A 13,953-nucleotide genomic window follows, 5' to 3' on the forward strand; every position below is an offset into this window, starting at 1 on the left:
CACCCAAGGGGCGCGGGGAACTGCGCGACCAGCCACAACGCACCCCGCACGAAACAACGAACCCAACCGCTCAACCGCCGGAGGCAACCGCCTCGATGTCCCCGAGCACCAGCTCACCATTGAGCGTGGCCGCCGCCCGATACCCCAAGGCGGCCGCGTTGATGACCTGCTCCGCGAAGCCGACCGCGTTGCCCGCGGCCCAGACGCCGGGCACGCTCGTGCGCCCTGTTTCGTCCACCGCCGCGTACACCCCGAACGGAGTCTCGTTCATGTCTGCGCCGAGCCGCTCCAGCAGGTCCGTACGCGGAACGGGGCGAGGCACGACGAAGACCACGGAGCGCTCGTGCGTGGAACCGTCCGTCAGGCGCACCCCGGTCAGCCGGTCGTCCTCCACGGCGAGCTCCTCGACCTCGCCGGGAACCACCTTGACCCCGGCCGCGGCGAGCTTGCGCAGATCGTCGTCGGGAACTTCGGCCTCGGCGACCGTGTGCAGGAACAGGGTCACGTCCTTCGACCACTGCGTGACGATGAGCGCCTGGTGCACGCTCATGACGGACGTCGCGAGCACTCCGAACGCCTGGTCCCGGACCTCCCAGCCGTGGCAGTACGGACAGTGCAGCACATCCCGGCCGAACCGCTCCGCAACCCCGGGCACCGACGGCAACTCGTCCGCGAGCCCGGTCGCGATCACCAGCCGACGTGCGTGCACGGTACGCCCGGACGCCAGCGTCACATCGAACTCCCCGGCGTCGTCACGCACGGCGTCCACCGCACGGTCCTTGACCGGTTCGACCCCGTATCGCGCGATCTCCCGCCGCCCCTCGGCGAGGAACTCGGCGGGTGACATCCCGTCCCGCGACAGATAGCCCTGCATGTGCGCGGCAGGCGCGTTGCGCGGCTCGCCCGCGTCGACGACGAGCACCTGGCGCCGTGCGCGGCCCAGGACGAGTGCGGCGGACAGCCCGGCCGCGCCGCCTCCGACGACGACCACTTCGTAACGATCGGTCATGGTGACCACCTCCACGGACAAGGTCGCCCCACGGCTGCGGCATTGACAAACACATTTGCCGAAACTGCAATGTACTCATGAGTGAGGACGAGGCGGAGCTGAATGAGCGGGACACCGGCGAGGTGCTGGCGGGAGTCGGCCCCCGGCTGCGGCGGATCCGGAAGGAGCGGGGCGCGACGCTCGCCGGGCTGTCGGAGGCGACCGGTATCTCGGTGAGCACCCTGTCGCGGCTGGAGTCCGGCCTGCGCAAGCCCAGCCTGGAACTGCTGCTGCCGATCGCCCGGGCCCACGAGGTGGCTCTGGACGAGCTGGTAGGGGCTCCGGCGGTGCGGGATCCGCGGATCCGGTCCCAGCCGATCGAGCGGCACGGGCGCACCTACTGGCCGCTCACCCGCCAGCCGGGCGGACTCCAGGCGTTCAAGGTGCTCGTACCGCAGGGGCAGGAGGAGCCGGAACCCCGTGTCCACGAGGGGTATGAATGGCTCTATGTCCTCTCCGGGCGGCTGCGGTTCGTGCTGGGCGAGCACGATGTGGTGCTCACGGCTGGGGAGGCCGCCGAGTTCGACACACGCGTGCCGCACTGGTTCGGGTCGACGGGGGAGGGGCCGGTGGAGTTCCTCAGCCTGTTCGGGCCGCAGGGGGAGCGGATGCACGTACGGGCACGGCCCAAGCGGTCGTGATGTGCGTGACGGTAGCCTGATCGGCAAGCGACCGCTTAGTATGCAAACTGACCCCGGTCAGACGACGCAGTCTCGTGTCCCGTGGAGGCCCCGCATGCAGGCATGGCAAGTGCATCAGAACGGCGAGCCGGGCGAGGTGATGCGGCTCGATGAGGTGGAGCTGCCGGTGCCCGGTGAGGGGCAGGTCCTGCTGAAGGTGCGTGCCGCGAACATCAACTTCCCGGACGCCCTGCTGTGCCGCGGGCAGTACCAGATCAGGCCGCCGCTGCCGTTCACGCCCGGCGTGGAGATCTGCGGCGAGACAGAGGACGGGCAGCGGGTCATCGGCAATCCCGCGCTGCCGTACGGCGGCTTCGCCGAGTACGCGGTCGCGGACGCCGCGGCCCTGCTGCCCGCGCCCGAGGCGCTCGACGACGCCGAGGCCGCGGCGCTGCACATCGGCTACCAGACGGGGTGGTTCGGTCTGCACCGTCGCGCGGGTCTGGAGGCCGGCGAGACGCTGCTCGTCCACGCTGCCGCCGGCGGGGTCGGCAGCGCGGCCGTGCAGCTCGGCAAGGCCGCGGGCGCCAGGGTCATCGGCGTCGTCGGCGGGGCCGACAAGGCGGACGTGGCACGGGAGTTGGGGTGCGACGTCGTCATCGACCGGCGCGCCGAGGACGTCGTCGGCGCCGTGAAGGAGGCCACCGGCGGCCGGGGTGCGGACGTGATCTACGACCCGGTCGGCGGCGAGGCGTACACCCAGTCCACGAAGGTCGTCGCCTTCGAGGGGCGGATCCTGGTCGTGGGCTTCGCGAGCGGGTCCATTCCCAGTCCGGCGCTCAATCACGCCCTGGTGAAGAACTACTCGATCCTGGGCCTGCACTGGGGCCTCTACAACACCAAGAACCCGAAGCTGGTCCTGCACTGCCATGAGCAGCTCACCGAGCTGGCCGGCCGCGGCGCCATCAAGCCGCTGGTCAGCGAGCGCGTACCGCTGGGTGGTGCGGCGGCGGCTGTGCAGCGCGTTGCCGACGGGGTCACCACGGGCCGTGTCGCCGTAGTGCCGTCGCTGGACGGAGCCGCCGTATGACCGATGCCGCCGAACTGCGCCGCCGTACGCGTGAATTGCTGGCCGTGTGCCCGCCTGACACGACCGGCCGCCTCGACTTCCTCAAGGCCCGCTTCGACGCCGGACTCGCCTGGGTGCACTACCCGGAGGGCCTCGGCGGACTCGGCGCGCCGCGTTCCCTGCAGGCCGTCGTGGACGCCGAGCTGGAGGCGGCGGGCGCCCCCGACAACGACCCGCGGCGCATCGGCATCGGCCTGGGCATGGCCGCGCCGACGATCCTCGGCTTCGGCACGGAGGAGCAGAAGCGCCGCTTCCTCAGGCCCCTTTGGGTGGGCGAGGAGGTCTGGTGCCAGCTGTTCAGTGAGCCGGGCGCGGGCTCCGACCTCGCCGCGCTGGGTACGCGGGCCGTCCGTGACGGTGACTCATGGGTGGTGAACGGCCAGAAGGTCTGGACGTCCAGCGCCCACCTCGCGCGCTGGGCCATCCTCATCGCCCGTACGGACCCGGACGTGCCCAAGCACCGCGGCATCACGTACTTCATCTGCGACATGACCGACCCCGGTGTCGAGGTGCGGCCGCTGCGCCAGATCACCGGCGAGGCCGAGTTCAACGAGGTGTTCCTCACCGACGTCCGTATCCCCGACGCCCACCGGCTCGGCGAGATCGGCGACGGCTGGCGGGTCGCCCAGACGACGTTGATGAACGAGCGCGTGTCCATCGGCGGTATGCGCATCCCGCGCGAGGGCGGCATGATCGGCCCGGTGTCGAAGACCTGGCGCCAGCGCCCCGACCTGCGCACCCACGACCTGCACCAGCGGCTGCTCACGCTCTGGGTCGAGGCCGAGGTCGCCCGCCTCACCGGCGAACGGCTGCGCCAGCAACTCGTCGCGGGCCAGCCGGGCCCCGAGGGCTCCGGTCTGAAGCTGGCGTTCGCCCGCCTCAACCAGGAGATCAGCGGCCTGGAGGTCGAACTCCTCGGCGAGGAGGGCCTGTTGTACGAGGACTGGACGATGAGCCGACCGGAGCTGGTGGACTTCACCGGGCGCGACGCCGGCTATCGCTATCTCCGCTCCAAGGGCAACAGCATCGAGGGCGGGACCAGCGAGGTCCTGCTGAACATCGTCGCCGAGCGCGTCCTGGGCCTGCCGTCCGAGCCGCGCACCGACAAGGACGTCGCCTGGAAGGACCTCGCCCGATGACTGATCTGCTCTACTCGGAGGAGGAAGAGGCGCTGCGCGCGGCCGTACGCGGCCTCCTGGCCGACCACTGCGACGCGGCGGACGTACTCGCCCGCGTGGAGTCCGAGGCCCCGCACGACCGTGAGCTGTGGAAGGCCCTCAGCGACGGTATGGGCCTGGCGGGCCTCCTCGTTCCCGAGTCGTCGGGCGGACAGGGCGCCACGCACCGTGAAGCCGCCGTGGTTCTGGAGGAGTTGGGCCGCGCTATCGCCCCCGTGCCGTATCTCACGAGCGCCGTCGTCGCCACGGAGGCGCTGCTGGCCTGCGAAGGGAACGAGGCGGCCGAGCTGCTGTCCGCGCTGGCATCCGGCCGTACGATCGGCGCACTGGCGGTGACGCTGTCCACGGCGCCCGGGGCGCCCTTCAAGTCCGTACGGCATGAAGAGGGCGCCCTGCACGGGGAGTTGACGGGCATCGCGGACGCGGCCGTCGCCGACGTACTGCTCGTGCCCGCGGACGACGGTGGCCTGTACGCGGTGGAGGCCGACGCCGTGACCGTCAGCCCGCACGTGTCCCTGGACCTGACCCGGCCCGTCGCGACGGTGGTTCTGGAAGGCGCGCCCTGCCGCCTGCTGGGGGACGCCGAACCCGCCGTACGACGTGCTCTGCGCGCCGGGGCCGGACTGCTCGCCTCCGAGCAACTCGGCCTCGCCGACTGGTGCCTGACCGAAACGGTCCGCTACCTGAAGGACCGCAAGCAGTTCAACAGGCCCGTCGGCGGCTTCCAGGCCCTCAAGCACCGGCTCGCCCAGCTGTGGCTGGAAGTCGTCAACACGCGTGCCGCTGCCCGCAACGCCGCCGACGCGCTGGCCACCGGGAGCACGGACGCGGATGTGGCGGTCGCCGTCGCCCAGGCGTACGCCGCGCGCGTCGCGGTCCACGCCGCCGAGGAGGCGGTGCAGTTGCACGGCGGCATCGGCATGACGTGGGAGCACCCCGTGCACCTGTACCTGAAGCGGGCCAAGGCCGACTCGATCGCGTACGGCACGGCGGGCGGCCACCGGGAGGCACTGGCCGAACTGGTCGACCTCCCAGCACCCTGACGTACACCTGCTTACACCTGTGAGAAGCCCGCCCCACATGGGGCGGGCTTTTCCGTGTGCTCTGCACGGATGAAGTGAACGCACAGCGGCAGTCCGGCCAACTCCCCGCATGCCCCTGCTCCTTGGGCCCCTCTGCATCGCATACTCGCTGAGATTCCGTACGGCACTCAGGGAGGCAGCGCATGGCCCTCACCACCCGTCGCAGAGCACTCACCATCCTCGGCGGTGCCCTCGCGGGCACGGTCGCCGTGCCCGCGTACGCACAGGCGAGCGAGCGGAAGCACGGCCCGCGCCCGCTGTGGCGCGCCCACGCCCACAACGACTACCTGCACACCAGGCCCCTCTTGGACGCCCTGGACCACCGCTTCGGCAGCATCGAGGCCGACATCTTCCTCGTCGGCGACCAACTCCTCGTGGCCCACGACCCGATCGACCTCGACCCGACGCGCACCCTCGAGTCCCTCTACCTGGACCCGCTCGCCGCCCGCGTGAAGGGCAACCACGGCTCGGTGTACCGGGGTTACCGCAAGCCGATCCAGCTCCTCATCGACATCAAGACCGAGGGCTCGTCGACGTACCTCGAACTCGACCGCCATCTGCGCCGCTACCGGCACCTGTTCACGACGTACGCGCACGGCCGTGTCTTCCCCGGCCCGGTCACGGCTGTGATCTCCGGCGACCGCGCGGCCCGTACGCCGATGCAGGCCCAGACCGTGCGGCGCGCCTTTTACGACGGCAGGCTCCTCGACCTCCTGGCTCCCGTCCCGGCCCCGGCCTCCTTCATCCCGCTGATCAGCGACAACTGGACGCTCAACTTCACCTGGCAGGGCGTCGGTCCGTTCCCCGACGCCGAGCGCCAGAAGCTGCGCGGCATCATCTCGGCGGCGCATTCGCGCGGGCAGAAGGTCCGCTTCTGGGCCACGCCCGACCTGGCGGGCCCGGCCCGTGACGCGCTCTGGGGCGAACTCCTCGCAGCCGACGTCGACTACCTCAACACCGATGATCTCGCCGGGCTCGAGAAGTTCCTGGACGCCAACAAGCGGGCTTAGGCCGGCCTGGCCCAGCCCAGCGCTTTCACAACCAGTCAACACACGTTCGGCGGACACGTCAGCCGCTCGGACGAACCCCCCGCTACGCCACACTTGCGGCCGAAAGCCGCGATATGGGCGTGGCGGAGGAGGTTGACGATGGCCATTTCCATCTCTGTGGTGCTGTTGCTCACGATCCTGGCGGTGATCTTCATGCGCACCGGGGCACTGAAGATCCCGCACGCCTTGGTCTGCGTCCTGCTCGGCTTCTACCTCGCGAGCACGAGCATGGCGCCCACCATCCACAGCGGCATCTCGGCGACAGCGGACATCGTCAGCGGCCTCAGGCCCTAGCAGCCTCAGGCCCTGAGCGCTCTGCACAGCGCGCGGATCACGGCCGGGTGAACACACCGATCCCGTTCGGCACCGGGCGCTCGGCGCCGCCGCTGGGATGGTTGCGTACGCTCACGGCCGCCGCGCCGGGCTCCCGGGCAACCAGCGTGGTGGAGCCCCCGCCGTCGAGGCTGAAGGCGTCGACGGAGCCCAACTGGCGTAGGGTGTCCGCCACTTCGGCGATGGTGAGACCGGTGCGGAACTCGGGCGCCCCGTCCAGCGCGAGCAGCAGCAGCCGCTTGCCGCCGTCCGAGATGCCCGCCGCGGTGCGCACCGCGGAGGTCGCGTTGTCGAGACCGGCGAGCGGCTGCCCCCCTCTCAGGACCGGGTAGCCGCCGACCACGAAGCGGTACGCGACCTTGGAGCCGGCCGCCACCAGCTTGTGCCGCACCTCGACCCGCTCGCCCAGGGAAAGCTTCCGCAGCTGCTGGGCGCCCGCCTCCCGGCCGACCAGGACCGTCGTGCCGGACGCGATGGGTCCGCTGCCGGGTGTGTCGGCCGAGGACACGACGCGGCCGTCCTCGACCCTCACCTCGTACGTGTCCGCACTGCAGGGCGCGGCCCGGTCGGTGTCCGTGCCGCAGGTGGCCCGCACCCGGGAGGCGCTGCCCCAGTCCGCGGTGAACGCGCCGACGGAACCGACCGGCAGCGCGTACTGGTTGAGCCCGCCGAGTGGCAGCCGTGCCTCACCGGTAAGGACCGAACCGTCGAGGGCCAGGCTGTCGAGGCGGGCCCGGCGGTCGGTGCCCACGCCGAGCACGTCCTTGGTGCTCGTACCGGGCGGCAGAGCGGGACCGAAGCGCTGACCGTCGGGAACCGCCGCCTTGAGGGTGTGTCCGTTCGCGATCGCGGGGCCGACGGACGCTCCGGTCGCCTCGACGCCCGGATGCTGGGTCTCGGTGATGTTGAAGAAGTCGCCGTTGACGCCCGCGACGGCGCCGCGCGTGTCGGCCAGTCGGGAGACGGTGGCGCGGGCCGCCACAACGCCGGGATGGAGGAGGTCGACGTTCACCCGTGGGTTGCGGAGATCGACGCTGAGTACGTGTGCGTGCGCCACACCCTTCGCGGCCGGAATATCCAACTCCGTGTACTCCACGCCCGGAGCGATCTCGACCGCGCTCTGCGCGCCGCCGGCCGGTGCCGCCCCCGCCAGGGACGCACCGGCCAGCGCACTCCATACCGCGACCACCGTCAGCGCGGTTCTGAACCGTCTGCATGCCATGTTGCCCCCTGCTGTCTCCGCCGTCTTCCCAACAAGCCCAGGACACGGGGGAGTTCACCACAGGGTGGTTGACGTGACGATGCTACGCACCGACTACGTACCGACGAGACGCGAACGGATCAGAAAACGTACCCCTTCGGGTGCCTCCAGCGAGAAGCCGCTGCCCCGCCCCTCCACCACGTCGACGATCAGCCGGGTGTGACTCCACACCTCGTACTGGCTCTTCGACATCCAGAACGTCACCGGCTCGTCGACCCCCTCGACGGTGAGCGAGGCCAGCAGCACATCGGAGTCGCCGGTCCGGAACTCGCCCTCCGGGTAGCACATGGGCGCGCTGCCGTCGCAGCAGCCGCCGGACTGATGGAACATCAGCGGACCGTGGACGGCGCGGAGTCGGCGCAGCAGTTCGGCGGCGGCGGAGGTCAGTTCCACGCGCGGGGCGGATGAGGTCACCGTGCATCACTCCTCGGCTCGGCGCGCTCGCCGGCGCGGCCGTGACGCAGCCAACCATCTGACCCGTTGCAAGAAGGTTGCACGCGGAGGAGTGACGCAGGAGAAACAGCGCACGCACGGAGAAACGGCGCACGCACGGAGAAGCGGCGCCGCGGATCACGGAGTGCTCGGGGAAGCGCTCGGCTCCTTCTCGACCGGGTCCGGCGGCGACGAGATCCGCCCGGTCGCGAGGTAGCCGTCGATCTCCTGGGCCAGATAGGGGCATTGGTCCGTCGGATGGTCGCTCGGGCAGGACAGCAGGTGGGCGAGATAGGCACGGGCGGCGGTCAGGCGGGCGAGCTGCTCCTCGCACTCGGTGACGCGCGCACGGACCGCCGTACGCCAGTCGCGGTCGTTGCCGGAGCCGGCCAGCAGGGCGGAGATCTCCGGGAGGCTCATCATCGTGGTCTTCTGCAGCAGTTGGACCACCGCGATGCGCCGCACGTCCGCGTCGCTGTAGGTACGGCGTCCCGAGGTACGGGCGGGCGTGACAAGACCGCACCGCTCCCACCAGCGGAGGGTGGACACGGCCACGCCGAAGCGTGCCGCGACCTCTCCGATGCCGTACGCGGTGGGGGACTTCGAGGTCGTGGTTGACATTGATGCTGGGCGCGTTCGTCGCCCTGCTCGACGTCTCGATCGTGACCGTCGCCCTGCCCGACATCGGATCCGATCTGGACACCCGAACCTCGGGCATGCAATGGGTCGTCGACGCCTACATCCTGCCCCTGTCCGCGCTCCTGCTGACCAGCGGCGTGATCAGCGACCTCCCCCACTGCCTTAAGGGCGTGGGGGGACCCCCATCGGCCGCAAACGCACGTACCTGACCGGCGTGGCCCTCTTCGCTCTCGCCTCGCTGGGCTGCGCGATCGCCCCGTCCATCGGCACGCTCATCGCGGCGCGTGCCGTGCAGGGCGCCGCGGCCGCGCTTCTCTTCACCGGCACGCTGTCGAACCTCGCCCAGGCATATCCGGAACCGCGCGAACGCGCCCGGATGATCGGCCTCAACGGCACCGTCGGTGGATCCGCGATCGTCATCGGGCCGCTGGTCGGCGGCTTGCTGGTCGACAGCGTGGGCTGGCGCGGCATCTTCCTGATCAACCTGCCGATCGGTCTGCTGACCCTCTGGCTCGCCGCCCGCTCGCTCCCGGAAACCTCCGATCCGCGGCACGCCCACTTCGACCTCACCGGCCAGATCCTCGCCCTCGTCCTGCTCGGCACGCTCACGTACGGCCTGATCGAAAGCCGCGCCTACGGATGGAGTTCGGCCCATACCGTGGTGCCGCTGGTCACCGCCGTGGTGGCCCTGTTCCTCTTCGTGTGGTGGGAGCGGCGCAGTGCGCGGCCGATGCTGCCGGTACGGCTCTTCTGTGAGGCGCCGTTCACCGTGCCGAACGTCTGCTCGTTCGTCCTCGGCTTCGGCACCAGCGCGGTGTTCTTCCTGCTCTCGCTCTATCTCCAGCAGGTCCAGGGGCGTTCGGCCGTGCGGACGGGCCTGTACTTCCTGCCGCTGACGCTGACCATCTGCGCCGTGGCGCCCTTCGCGAGCAGGCTCTGTGCGAAGGTCGGGCCGGTCCGGGTGATGGCGGCCGGCTACCTCGTCTCCGCGGTGGGGCTCGCCGGTCTCCTGCTGCTCGACGTCGACACCGGTCTCGGCACCCTCACGGCGGTCTCCGTCGTCCTCGGCGCGGGCATGGGCGCGGCCATCGGCCCCACCCAGCTCGCCGGGGTGGCCGCCCTGCCGGTCCAGCGCTCGGGTCTGGCCGCCGCGAGCATCAGCACGACTCGACAGGTGGGCACGGCTCTGGGCGTCGCCGTCCTCGGCCTGATCGTCGGCACGTACTCCGGCACGCGGATCGGCACCGCCGGCTTCGCGGACGGCTTCGTCGACGGGCTGCACGTATCAGGCGTGGTCACGGCGGGCGCGACGCTCGCGGCAGCCGTACTCCTCGTCGCCCTGGCGCGCACCACGTCCGAGCGTCAGGAACCCGAAGTGCCGTTCACCCAGACCGACGACCCCGTCAGGGCAGTCGGACGAGACTGAGCCAGTACTCGTCCACCTGGGGCAGCCGCTGGTCGGCCACCGGGTCGGGCAGTGCCGTGGCTGACCACTGCCCGACCCGGAGTCTTCAGGCGCCTGGTACGAGTTCGGAGTGCTCGTGTCCGGAGTGCTCGTGTCCGGAGTGCTCGTGCTCGCAGGCATCGTCGATGCCGTACGTGTCCCAGGCGGGGAACGGATCGATGAGCGGCGTGCTCTCGCCGTCCGTCATCAGGCAGTCGGCCAGCGCCGCTCGCAGCGCCTCCGTGCGCAGCCCGGTGCCGATGAACACCAGCTCCTGGCCGGAGGGTCCCTCCGAGCCGCGGGCGCCGGAGGGCTCGAAGCGGGCGACGGAACCGGCCTGCGACCACAGCCCCGTCACCTGCGGGCGGCTCGCCAGCCAGAAGAAGCCCTTGGACCGCAGGATCTGCCCGAAGGCCCCGCTGTCGAGTTCCTCGGTGACGAACGTCCACAACCGTCCTGGATGGAACGGCACTTGGGAGCGGAAGACCGTGGAGGAGATGCCGTACTCCTCGGTCTCCGGGACATGGTCGCCGTTGAGTTCCATGACCCAGCCCGGCGCCTGCTGGGCGCGGTCGAGGTCGAACAGTCCGGTGCCGAGCACCTCGCCGACGTTCACCCGGCCGTGAGCGACGGGAACGATCCTCGCCACGGGGTTGAGGCGGGTGAGGGTCGCCCGGAGCCGGGCCGCGGTCTCGTCGTCGACCAGGTCGAGCTTGTTCAGCACGATCACGTCGGCGAACTCGATCTGGTCCATCAGCAGATCGCTGACGGTGCGCTCGTCGTCCTCGTACTGGTCGAGGCCCCGCTCGACGAGCTCGTCGCCGTCCGTCAGCTCGGGCAGGAAGTTCGCGGCGTCGACGACCGTGACCATGGTGTCGAGCCGGGCGAGATCACCGAGTACGGCCCCGTCGTCGCGGGCGAAGGCGAAGGTGGCGGCGACCGGCATCGGCTCGGAGATGCCGCTGGACTCGATGAGGAGATAGTCGAAGCGGCCTTCGCGGGCCAGCCGGTCGACCTCTTCCAGCAGATCGTCGCGCAGCGTGCAGCAGATACAGCCGTTGGTCATCTCGACCAGGCGTTCCTCGGTCCGCGACAGGGCGGCCTCGCCGCCGCGCACGAGGGCGGCGTCGATGTTGATCTCGCTCATGTCGTTGACGATGACCGCGACACGCAGTCCCTCACGGTTGCCGAGGACATGGTTGAGCAGGGTGGTCTTGCCCGCGCCGAGAAATCCGGACAGCACGGTCACGGGCAGCCGGTCGTCCGTCATCTCGCTCAGCCCTCGGGGTGCAGCAGACCGAGCTGGTACGCCTTCACCAGCCGCCGCGGCACCTGGTGGACGGCCCCGTCGATCGTCACCGGCACGAGCTGCGGAGTACTGGCCTTCCACTGGGCGCGACGGTGACGAGTGTTGCTGCGGGACATCTTCCGCTTGGGAACGGCCATGGGTTCCTCCTTGGTGAGCGAGTGAACCCAGACGCTACATGAAAATGGATCCCATTACTAAATGGGGTGGGCCCTTGTTCAGGGTGTGCTCGACGGCTGCCGTGTGGAAGTCAGTACGCCGATCATGTCGATGCGGTGCTCGGGGTTGCCTTTCGCGTCACGCCAGTAGTTTCCGGCCGCGTTGTCCTCCGGTGTCGCGCAGGTGGAGAGGGTGATCATGGCCTGGGTGGGGCGCCTGCCGGGGAAGCCCGGGACGGCAGCCCGTTGTTCGGCGAGCGAGCGAGGGGAGCGGAAGGACGTCCATCTGCTGTCCGTGATCTCGTACTCGTACACCGTGCCGCCCGACGTGACCCGGACCGTATCGCCCTCGTCGAGGGCCGGCAGCTCGCGCAGGGGGCCGCCGGCGGACAGACGGTGAGCCGTGACCAGGTAGTTGCCGACCTCGCCGGGCCCGACACCACCGCGGTTGCCGTAGGGGCTGGCGGCCACGCCGCGGTTCTGGATCCGGGTGCCCGGCCAGTCATCGGTTGTCCCCTCGTAGGGGACGACGCGCAGGCTCTCGACATCGATCGCCGGAATGGTCAGCCAGGCGATCCGGGTCCGGGTGTCGGTCTCGCGGGGAGTCGGCTGCGCGGAGGTCGTGTCCGGCACCGGCTCAGGGGCCTTCGTGGTCGAGGGTGATCCGGTGCTGGCCCGGCCGGAGCGATCGTCGGCCGTGTCGGTGACCCTCGCGCCCGACGTGGCCGTGGACTCCTCGGTCGCGCCGTCACCGGTGGAGCAACCGAGGAGCGCGGCCATGACGGTGCAGGCCAGCGCGGCGGGAAGGACTCGGAAACGGTGCATGGCACTCGGAATCGGTAGCCGGATCGGTAGCCGGGGGCGGGTCGCTCGCCCTGCATGGACGGTGGCCGCCTCAAAGGTGACAACGGCGCAAGTCACTCAGGGGTTCCCGAAAGGCCCGGCATGGATGGCCACGCGGCGTGTTCCGTATCCGGTGCGCCCGGCCTCACCCGGACGGGACGCACGGGACACCGGCTCGTCGCCTTCAGCTCGCGCAGCTGCGGGCCCGATCAGGGGCGTCCAGGGGACGATCCCATGGGACGACCGCCTCGCACGGCGATTCCCCGCCGTCCGCGGTGGGCCGGCAGCCGGCGCAGATGCCGGTGAGTTCGACGGTGTGCTCCACCGCGGTGAACCCGGTGTCGGACGCGATCCGTCCGGCCCACTGCTCGACGACCTCCGAGTCCACCGGCCGACTGCGGCCGCAGCAGCGGCAGATCAGGTAGTGGCGGTGTCCCTCCGCCGGCCGCTGGCGGTAGAGGCGCCCGCCGTCGTCGTCCCGTACGACGTCGACGCCGCCGGTCGCCTCCAGCTGACGCAGGGCCCGGTAGACGGTGGTCAGACCGATCCGGGTGCCGTCCGCGGTCAGCAGGGTGTGTAACTCCTGGGCCGACACGAAGTCCTGACAGCCCCCGAGCACGCGGAGGACCGCCATTCGCTGCCGGGTCGTCCGGCCACCCATGGCAGATCACCTCCTGTGGCGCGTGCCGAATCGCTGCGACTCCAGGTTAGATGGAAATGAAAGCCATGTCCATATGAGCAATACTTCATGCGTTGCAAGGGCGTGACCACGTCGCGTCGGGCGGGGTCAGTCCGAGACGAGGCGGAGGATCGCCGTGCCGTCGGCGCCCGGCACCAGTTGCATGACGACCGCGTCGGCCTGCTTGCCGGGCGGCTCCCCGGCGGCGCCGCACTGGGTGCCGCTGCCGTTGCTGTGGAAGACGGTGGTGCAGCCGCTTCCCTCGCCGCTCGCCGTACCGCCGGCCGAGCTGCCATTGGTGCTGGTGCCCGAGGTCACCTTGTAGCCGACCTCGTTCTTGCCGACCTTGGTCACGGACAGCTTCGCGGGGCCGTCCGGGATCTTGAAGCGGATCGTCACCGGTTCGGACACCGCGATCTCGCAGTTGCCGTCGGTGCAGGCGCCGGTGTCGGTCCCGTCCGCCGCCGTCACCGACGGGGACGGGCTTGACGTGGTGGCGGGCGGGCTCTTCGGAGTACGGGTCTTGCCGGCGTCCGGTGACTCGGTGGTGCCCGAGTCCGCGGCGGAGTCCCCGCCTGAGTCGCCGCACCCGGCCACGGCCAGCATGGCGAGCGTCGCCAGCAGGGCACAGCCCGCCGCCCGTCCCGTACGTCCTGCCGTGATCAGCCTCGCCATGGCGTCCAGCCCTTCGCGTCTCGTCCGAGGTCGGGCGGCGAGTCTATTGACCGGACTACGGGAGGGGTCCCGGATCC

General features: G+C 70.6%; 17 protein-coding genes. 8 read left to right on the forward strand and 9 right to left on the reverse strand.

What is annotated here, in order from left to right; all coding sequences use genetic code 11:
• Positions 1-70: 70 nt before the first annotated feature.
• Complete coding sequence (locus G5C60_RS22355; protein ID WP_165262060.1) at positions 71-1,009, reverse strand: NAD(P)/FAD-dependent oxidoreductase; 939 nt, start codon at positions 1,007-1,009, stop codon at positions 71-73.
• A 77-nt stretch (positions 1,010-1,086) separates the two neighbouring features.
• On the opposite strand from G5C60_RS22355, the gene G5C60_RS22360 reads away from it, so the two are divergent.
• From G5C60_RS22360 to G5C60_RS22385, 6 genes are all read left to right on the forward strand, one after another.
• Positions 1,087-1,689, forward strand: coding sequence for a helix-turn-helix domain-containing protein (locus G5C60_RS22360; RefSeq protein ID WP_165262062.1), 603 nt, complete (start codon positions 1,087-1,089; stop codon positions 1,687-1,689).
• A gap of 94 nt (positions 1,690-1,783) precedes the next feature.
• Positions 1,784-2,758 carry an NADPH:quinone oxidoreductase family protein gene (locus G5C60_RS22365; protein ID WP_165262064.1) on the forward strand — a complete coding sequence of 325 codons (975 nt, stop codon included), beginning with the start codon at positions 1,784-1,786 and terminating at the stop codon, positions 2,756-2,758.
• Entirely contained in the window at positions 2,755-3,936 is a 1,182-nt protein-coding gene (locus G5C60_RS22370) for an acyl-CoA dehydrogenase family protein (protein WP_165262066.1), read from the forward strand. The genes G5C60_RS22365 and G5C60_RS22370 overlap by 4 nt, the downstream gene beginning before the upstream one ends.
• Entirely contained in the window at positions 3,933-5,018 is a 1,086-nt protein-coding gene (locus G5C60_RS22375; protein WP_165262068.1) for an acyl-CoA dehydrogenase family protein, read from the forward strand. The genes G5C60_RS22370 and G5C60_RS22375 overlap by 4 nt, the downstream gene beginning before the upstream one ends.
• Before the next feature lie 182 nt (positions 5,019-5,200).
• Entirely contained in the window at positions 5,201-6,067 is an 867-nt protein-coding gene (locus tag G5C60_RS22380) for a phosphatidylinositol-specific phospholipase C/glycerophosphodiester phosphodiesterase family protein (RefSeq protein WP_165262070.1), read from the forward strand.
• Positions 6,068-6,205: 138 nt separating this feature from the next.
• On the forward strand, positions 6,206-6,400 hold the full coding sequence (locus G5C60_RS22385; RefSeq protein WP_165262072.1) for a hypothetical protein: 195 nt from the start codon (positions 6,206-6,208) through the stop codon (positions 6,398-6,400).
• A gap of 37 nt (positions 6,401-6,437) precedes the next feature.
• Here the strand turns inward: G5C60_RS22385 and G5C60_RS22390 are convergent, their stop codons facing one another.
• The 3 genes from G5C60_RS22390 to G5C60_RS22400 all read right to left on the reverse strand — a co-directional run bounded on the left by G5C60_RS22390 (position 6,438) and on the right by G5C60_RS22400 (position 8,753).
• A complete protein-coding gene (locus tag G5C60_RS22390; RefSeq protein ID WP_165262074.1) occupies positions 6,438-7,661 on the reverse strand; it encodes a phosphodiester glycosidase family protein in 1,224 nt (407 codons plus the stop codon).
• A gap of 93 nt (positions 7,662-7,754) precedes the next feature.
• A complete protein-coding gene (locus tag G5C60_RS22395) occupies positions 7,755-8,114 on the reverse strand; it encodes a DUF779 domain-containing protein (RefSeq protein ID WP_165262076.1) in 360 nt (119 codons plus the stop codon).
• 156 nt (positions 8,115-8,270) lie between these two features.
• Positions 8,271-8,753 carry a helix-turn-helix domain-containing protein gene (locus G5C60_RS22400; RefSeq protein WP_165262078.1) on the reverse strand — a complete coding sequence of 161 codons (483 nt, stop codon included), beginning with the start codon at positions 8,751-8,753 and terminating at the stop codon, positions 8,271-8,273.
• Here G5C60_RS22400 and G5C60_RS22405 point away from each other — a divergent pair.
• Together G5C60_RS22405 and G5C60_RS22410 are read left to right on the forward strand one after the other, a co-directional pair.
• Entirely contained in the window at positions 8,747-8,980 is a 234-nt protein-coding gene (locus G5C60_RS22405; RefSeq protein ID WP_165262080.1) for an MFS transporter, read from the forward strand. The two genes, G5C60_RS22400 and G5C60_RS22405, sit on opposite strands and share 7 nt — an antisense overlap.
• A 5-nt stretch (positions 8,981-8,985) precedes the next feature.
• The gene (locus G5C60_RS22410; protein ID WP_165262082.1) at positions 8,986-10,197 is read left to right on the forward strand and encodes an MFS transporter; all 1,212 of its coding nucleotides are present in this window, start codon (positions 8,986-8,988) and stop codon (positions 10,195-10,197) included.
• Between the two features lie 85 nt (positions 10,198-10,282).
• On the opposite strand, the gene G5C60_RS22415 is transcribed toward G5C60_RS22410, so the two are convergent.
• From G5C60_RS22415 to G5C60_RS22435, 5 genes are all read right to left on the reverse strand, one after another.
• Complete coding sequence (locus G5C60_RS22415) at positions 10,283-11,485, reverse strand: GTP-binding protein (RefSeq protein ID WP_165262084.1); 1,203 nt, start codon at positions 11,483-11,485, stop codon at positions 10,283-10,285.
• A 5-nt stretch (positions 11,486-11,490) separates the two neighbouring features.
• Positions 11,491-11,661, reverse strand: coding sequence for a 50S ribosomal protein L32 (rpmF, locus tag G5C60_RS22420; protein WP_165262086.1), 171 nt, complete (start codon positions 11,659-11,661; stop codon positions 11,491-11,493).
• 78 nt (positions 11,662-11,739) lie between these two features.
• A complete protein-coding gene (locus G5C60_RS22425; RefSeq protein WP_165262088.1) occupies positions 11,740-12,504 on the reverse strand; it encodes a class E sortase in 765 nt (254 codons plus the stop codon).
• Between the two features lie 202 nt (positions 12,505-12,706).
• Complete coding sequence (locus G5C60_RS22430; protein ID WP_165262090.1) at positions 12,707-13,183, reverse strand: Fur family transcriptional regulator; 477 nt, start codon at positions 13,181-13,183, stop codon at positions 12,707-12,709.
• A gap of 126 nt (positions 13,184-13,309) precedes the next feature.
• The gene (locus G5C60_RS22435) at positions 13,310-13,876 is read right to left on the reverse strand and encodes a hypothetical protein (protein ID WP_165262092.1); all 567 of its coding nucleotides are present in this window, start codon (positions 13,874-13,876) and stop codon (positions 13,310-13,312) included.
• Positions 13,877-13,953 lie beyond the last annotated feature (77 nt).

The organism is Streptomyces scabichelini (genome assembly GCF_011045015.1).
Taxonomy (GTDB): domain Bacteria; phylum Actinomycetota; class Actinomycetes; order Streptomycetales; family Streptomycetaceae; genus Streptomyces; species Streptomyces scabichelini.

Bases quoted from the DNA above. Each gene is read 5' to 3' on its own strand.
- G5C60_RS22355 (WP_165262060.1), bottom strand. From the start codon at position 1,009: ATGACCGATCGTTACGAAGTGGTCGTCGTCGGAGGCGGCGCGGCCGGG.
- G5C60_RS22360 (WP_165262062.1), top strand. From the start codon at position 1,087: ATGAGTGAGGACGAGGCGGAGCTGAATGAGCGGGACACCGGCGAGGTG.
- G5C60_RS22365 (WP_165262064.1), top strand. From the start codon at position 1,784: ATGCAGGCATGGCAAGTGCATCAGAACGGCGAGCCGGGCGAGGTGATG.
- G5C60_RS22370 (WP_165262066.1), top strand. From the start codon at position 2,755: ATGACCGATGCCGCCGAACTGCGCCGCCGTACGCGTGAATTGCTGGCC.
- G5C60_RS22375 (WP_165262068.1), top strand. From the start codon at position 3,933: ATGACTGATCTGCTCTACTCGGAGGAGGAAGAGGCGCTGCGCGCGGCC.
- G5C60_RS22380 (WP_165262070.1), top strand. From the start codon at position 5,201: ATGGCCCTCACCACCCGTCGCAGAGCACTCACCATCCTCGGCGGTGCC.
- G5C60_RS22385 (WP_165262072.1), top strand. From the start codon at position 6,206: ATGGCCATTTCCATCTCTGTGGTGCTGTTGCTCACGATCCTGGCGGTG.
- G5C60_RS22390 (WP_165262074.1), bottom strand. From the start codon at position 7,661: ATGGCATGCAGACGGTTCAGAACCGCGCTGACGGTGGTCGCGGTATGG.
- G5C60_RS22400 (WP_165262078.1), bottom strand. From the start codon at position 8,753: ATGTCAACCACGACCTCGAAGTCCCCCACCGCGTACGGCATCGGAGAG.
- G5C60_RS22415 (WP_165262084.1), bottom strand. From the start codon at position 11,485: ATGACGGACGACCGGCTGCCCGTGACCGTGCTGTCCGGATTTCTCGGC.
- rpmF (WP_165262086.1), bottom strand. From the start codon at position 11,661: ATGGCCGTTCCCAAGCGGAAGATGTCCCGCAGCAACACTCGTCACCGT.
- G5C60_RS22425 (WP_165262088.1), bottom strand. From the start codon at position 12,504: ATGCACCGTTTCCGAGTCCTTCCCGCCGCGCTGGCCTGCACCGTCATG.
- G5C60_RS22430 (WP_165262090.1), bottom strand. From the start codon at position 13,183: ATGGGTGGCCGGACGACCCGGCAGCGAATGGCGGTCCTCCGCGTGCTC.
- G5C60_RS22435 (WP_165262092.1), bottom strand. From the start codon at position 13,876: ATGGCGAGGCTGATCACGGCAGGACGTACGGGACGGGCGGCGGGCTGT.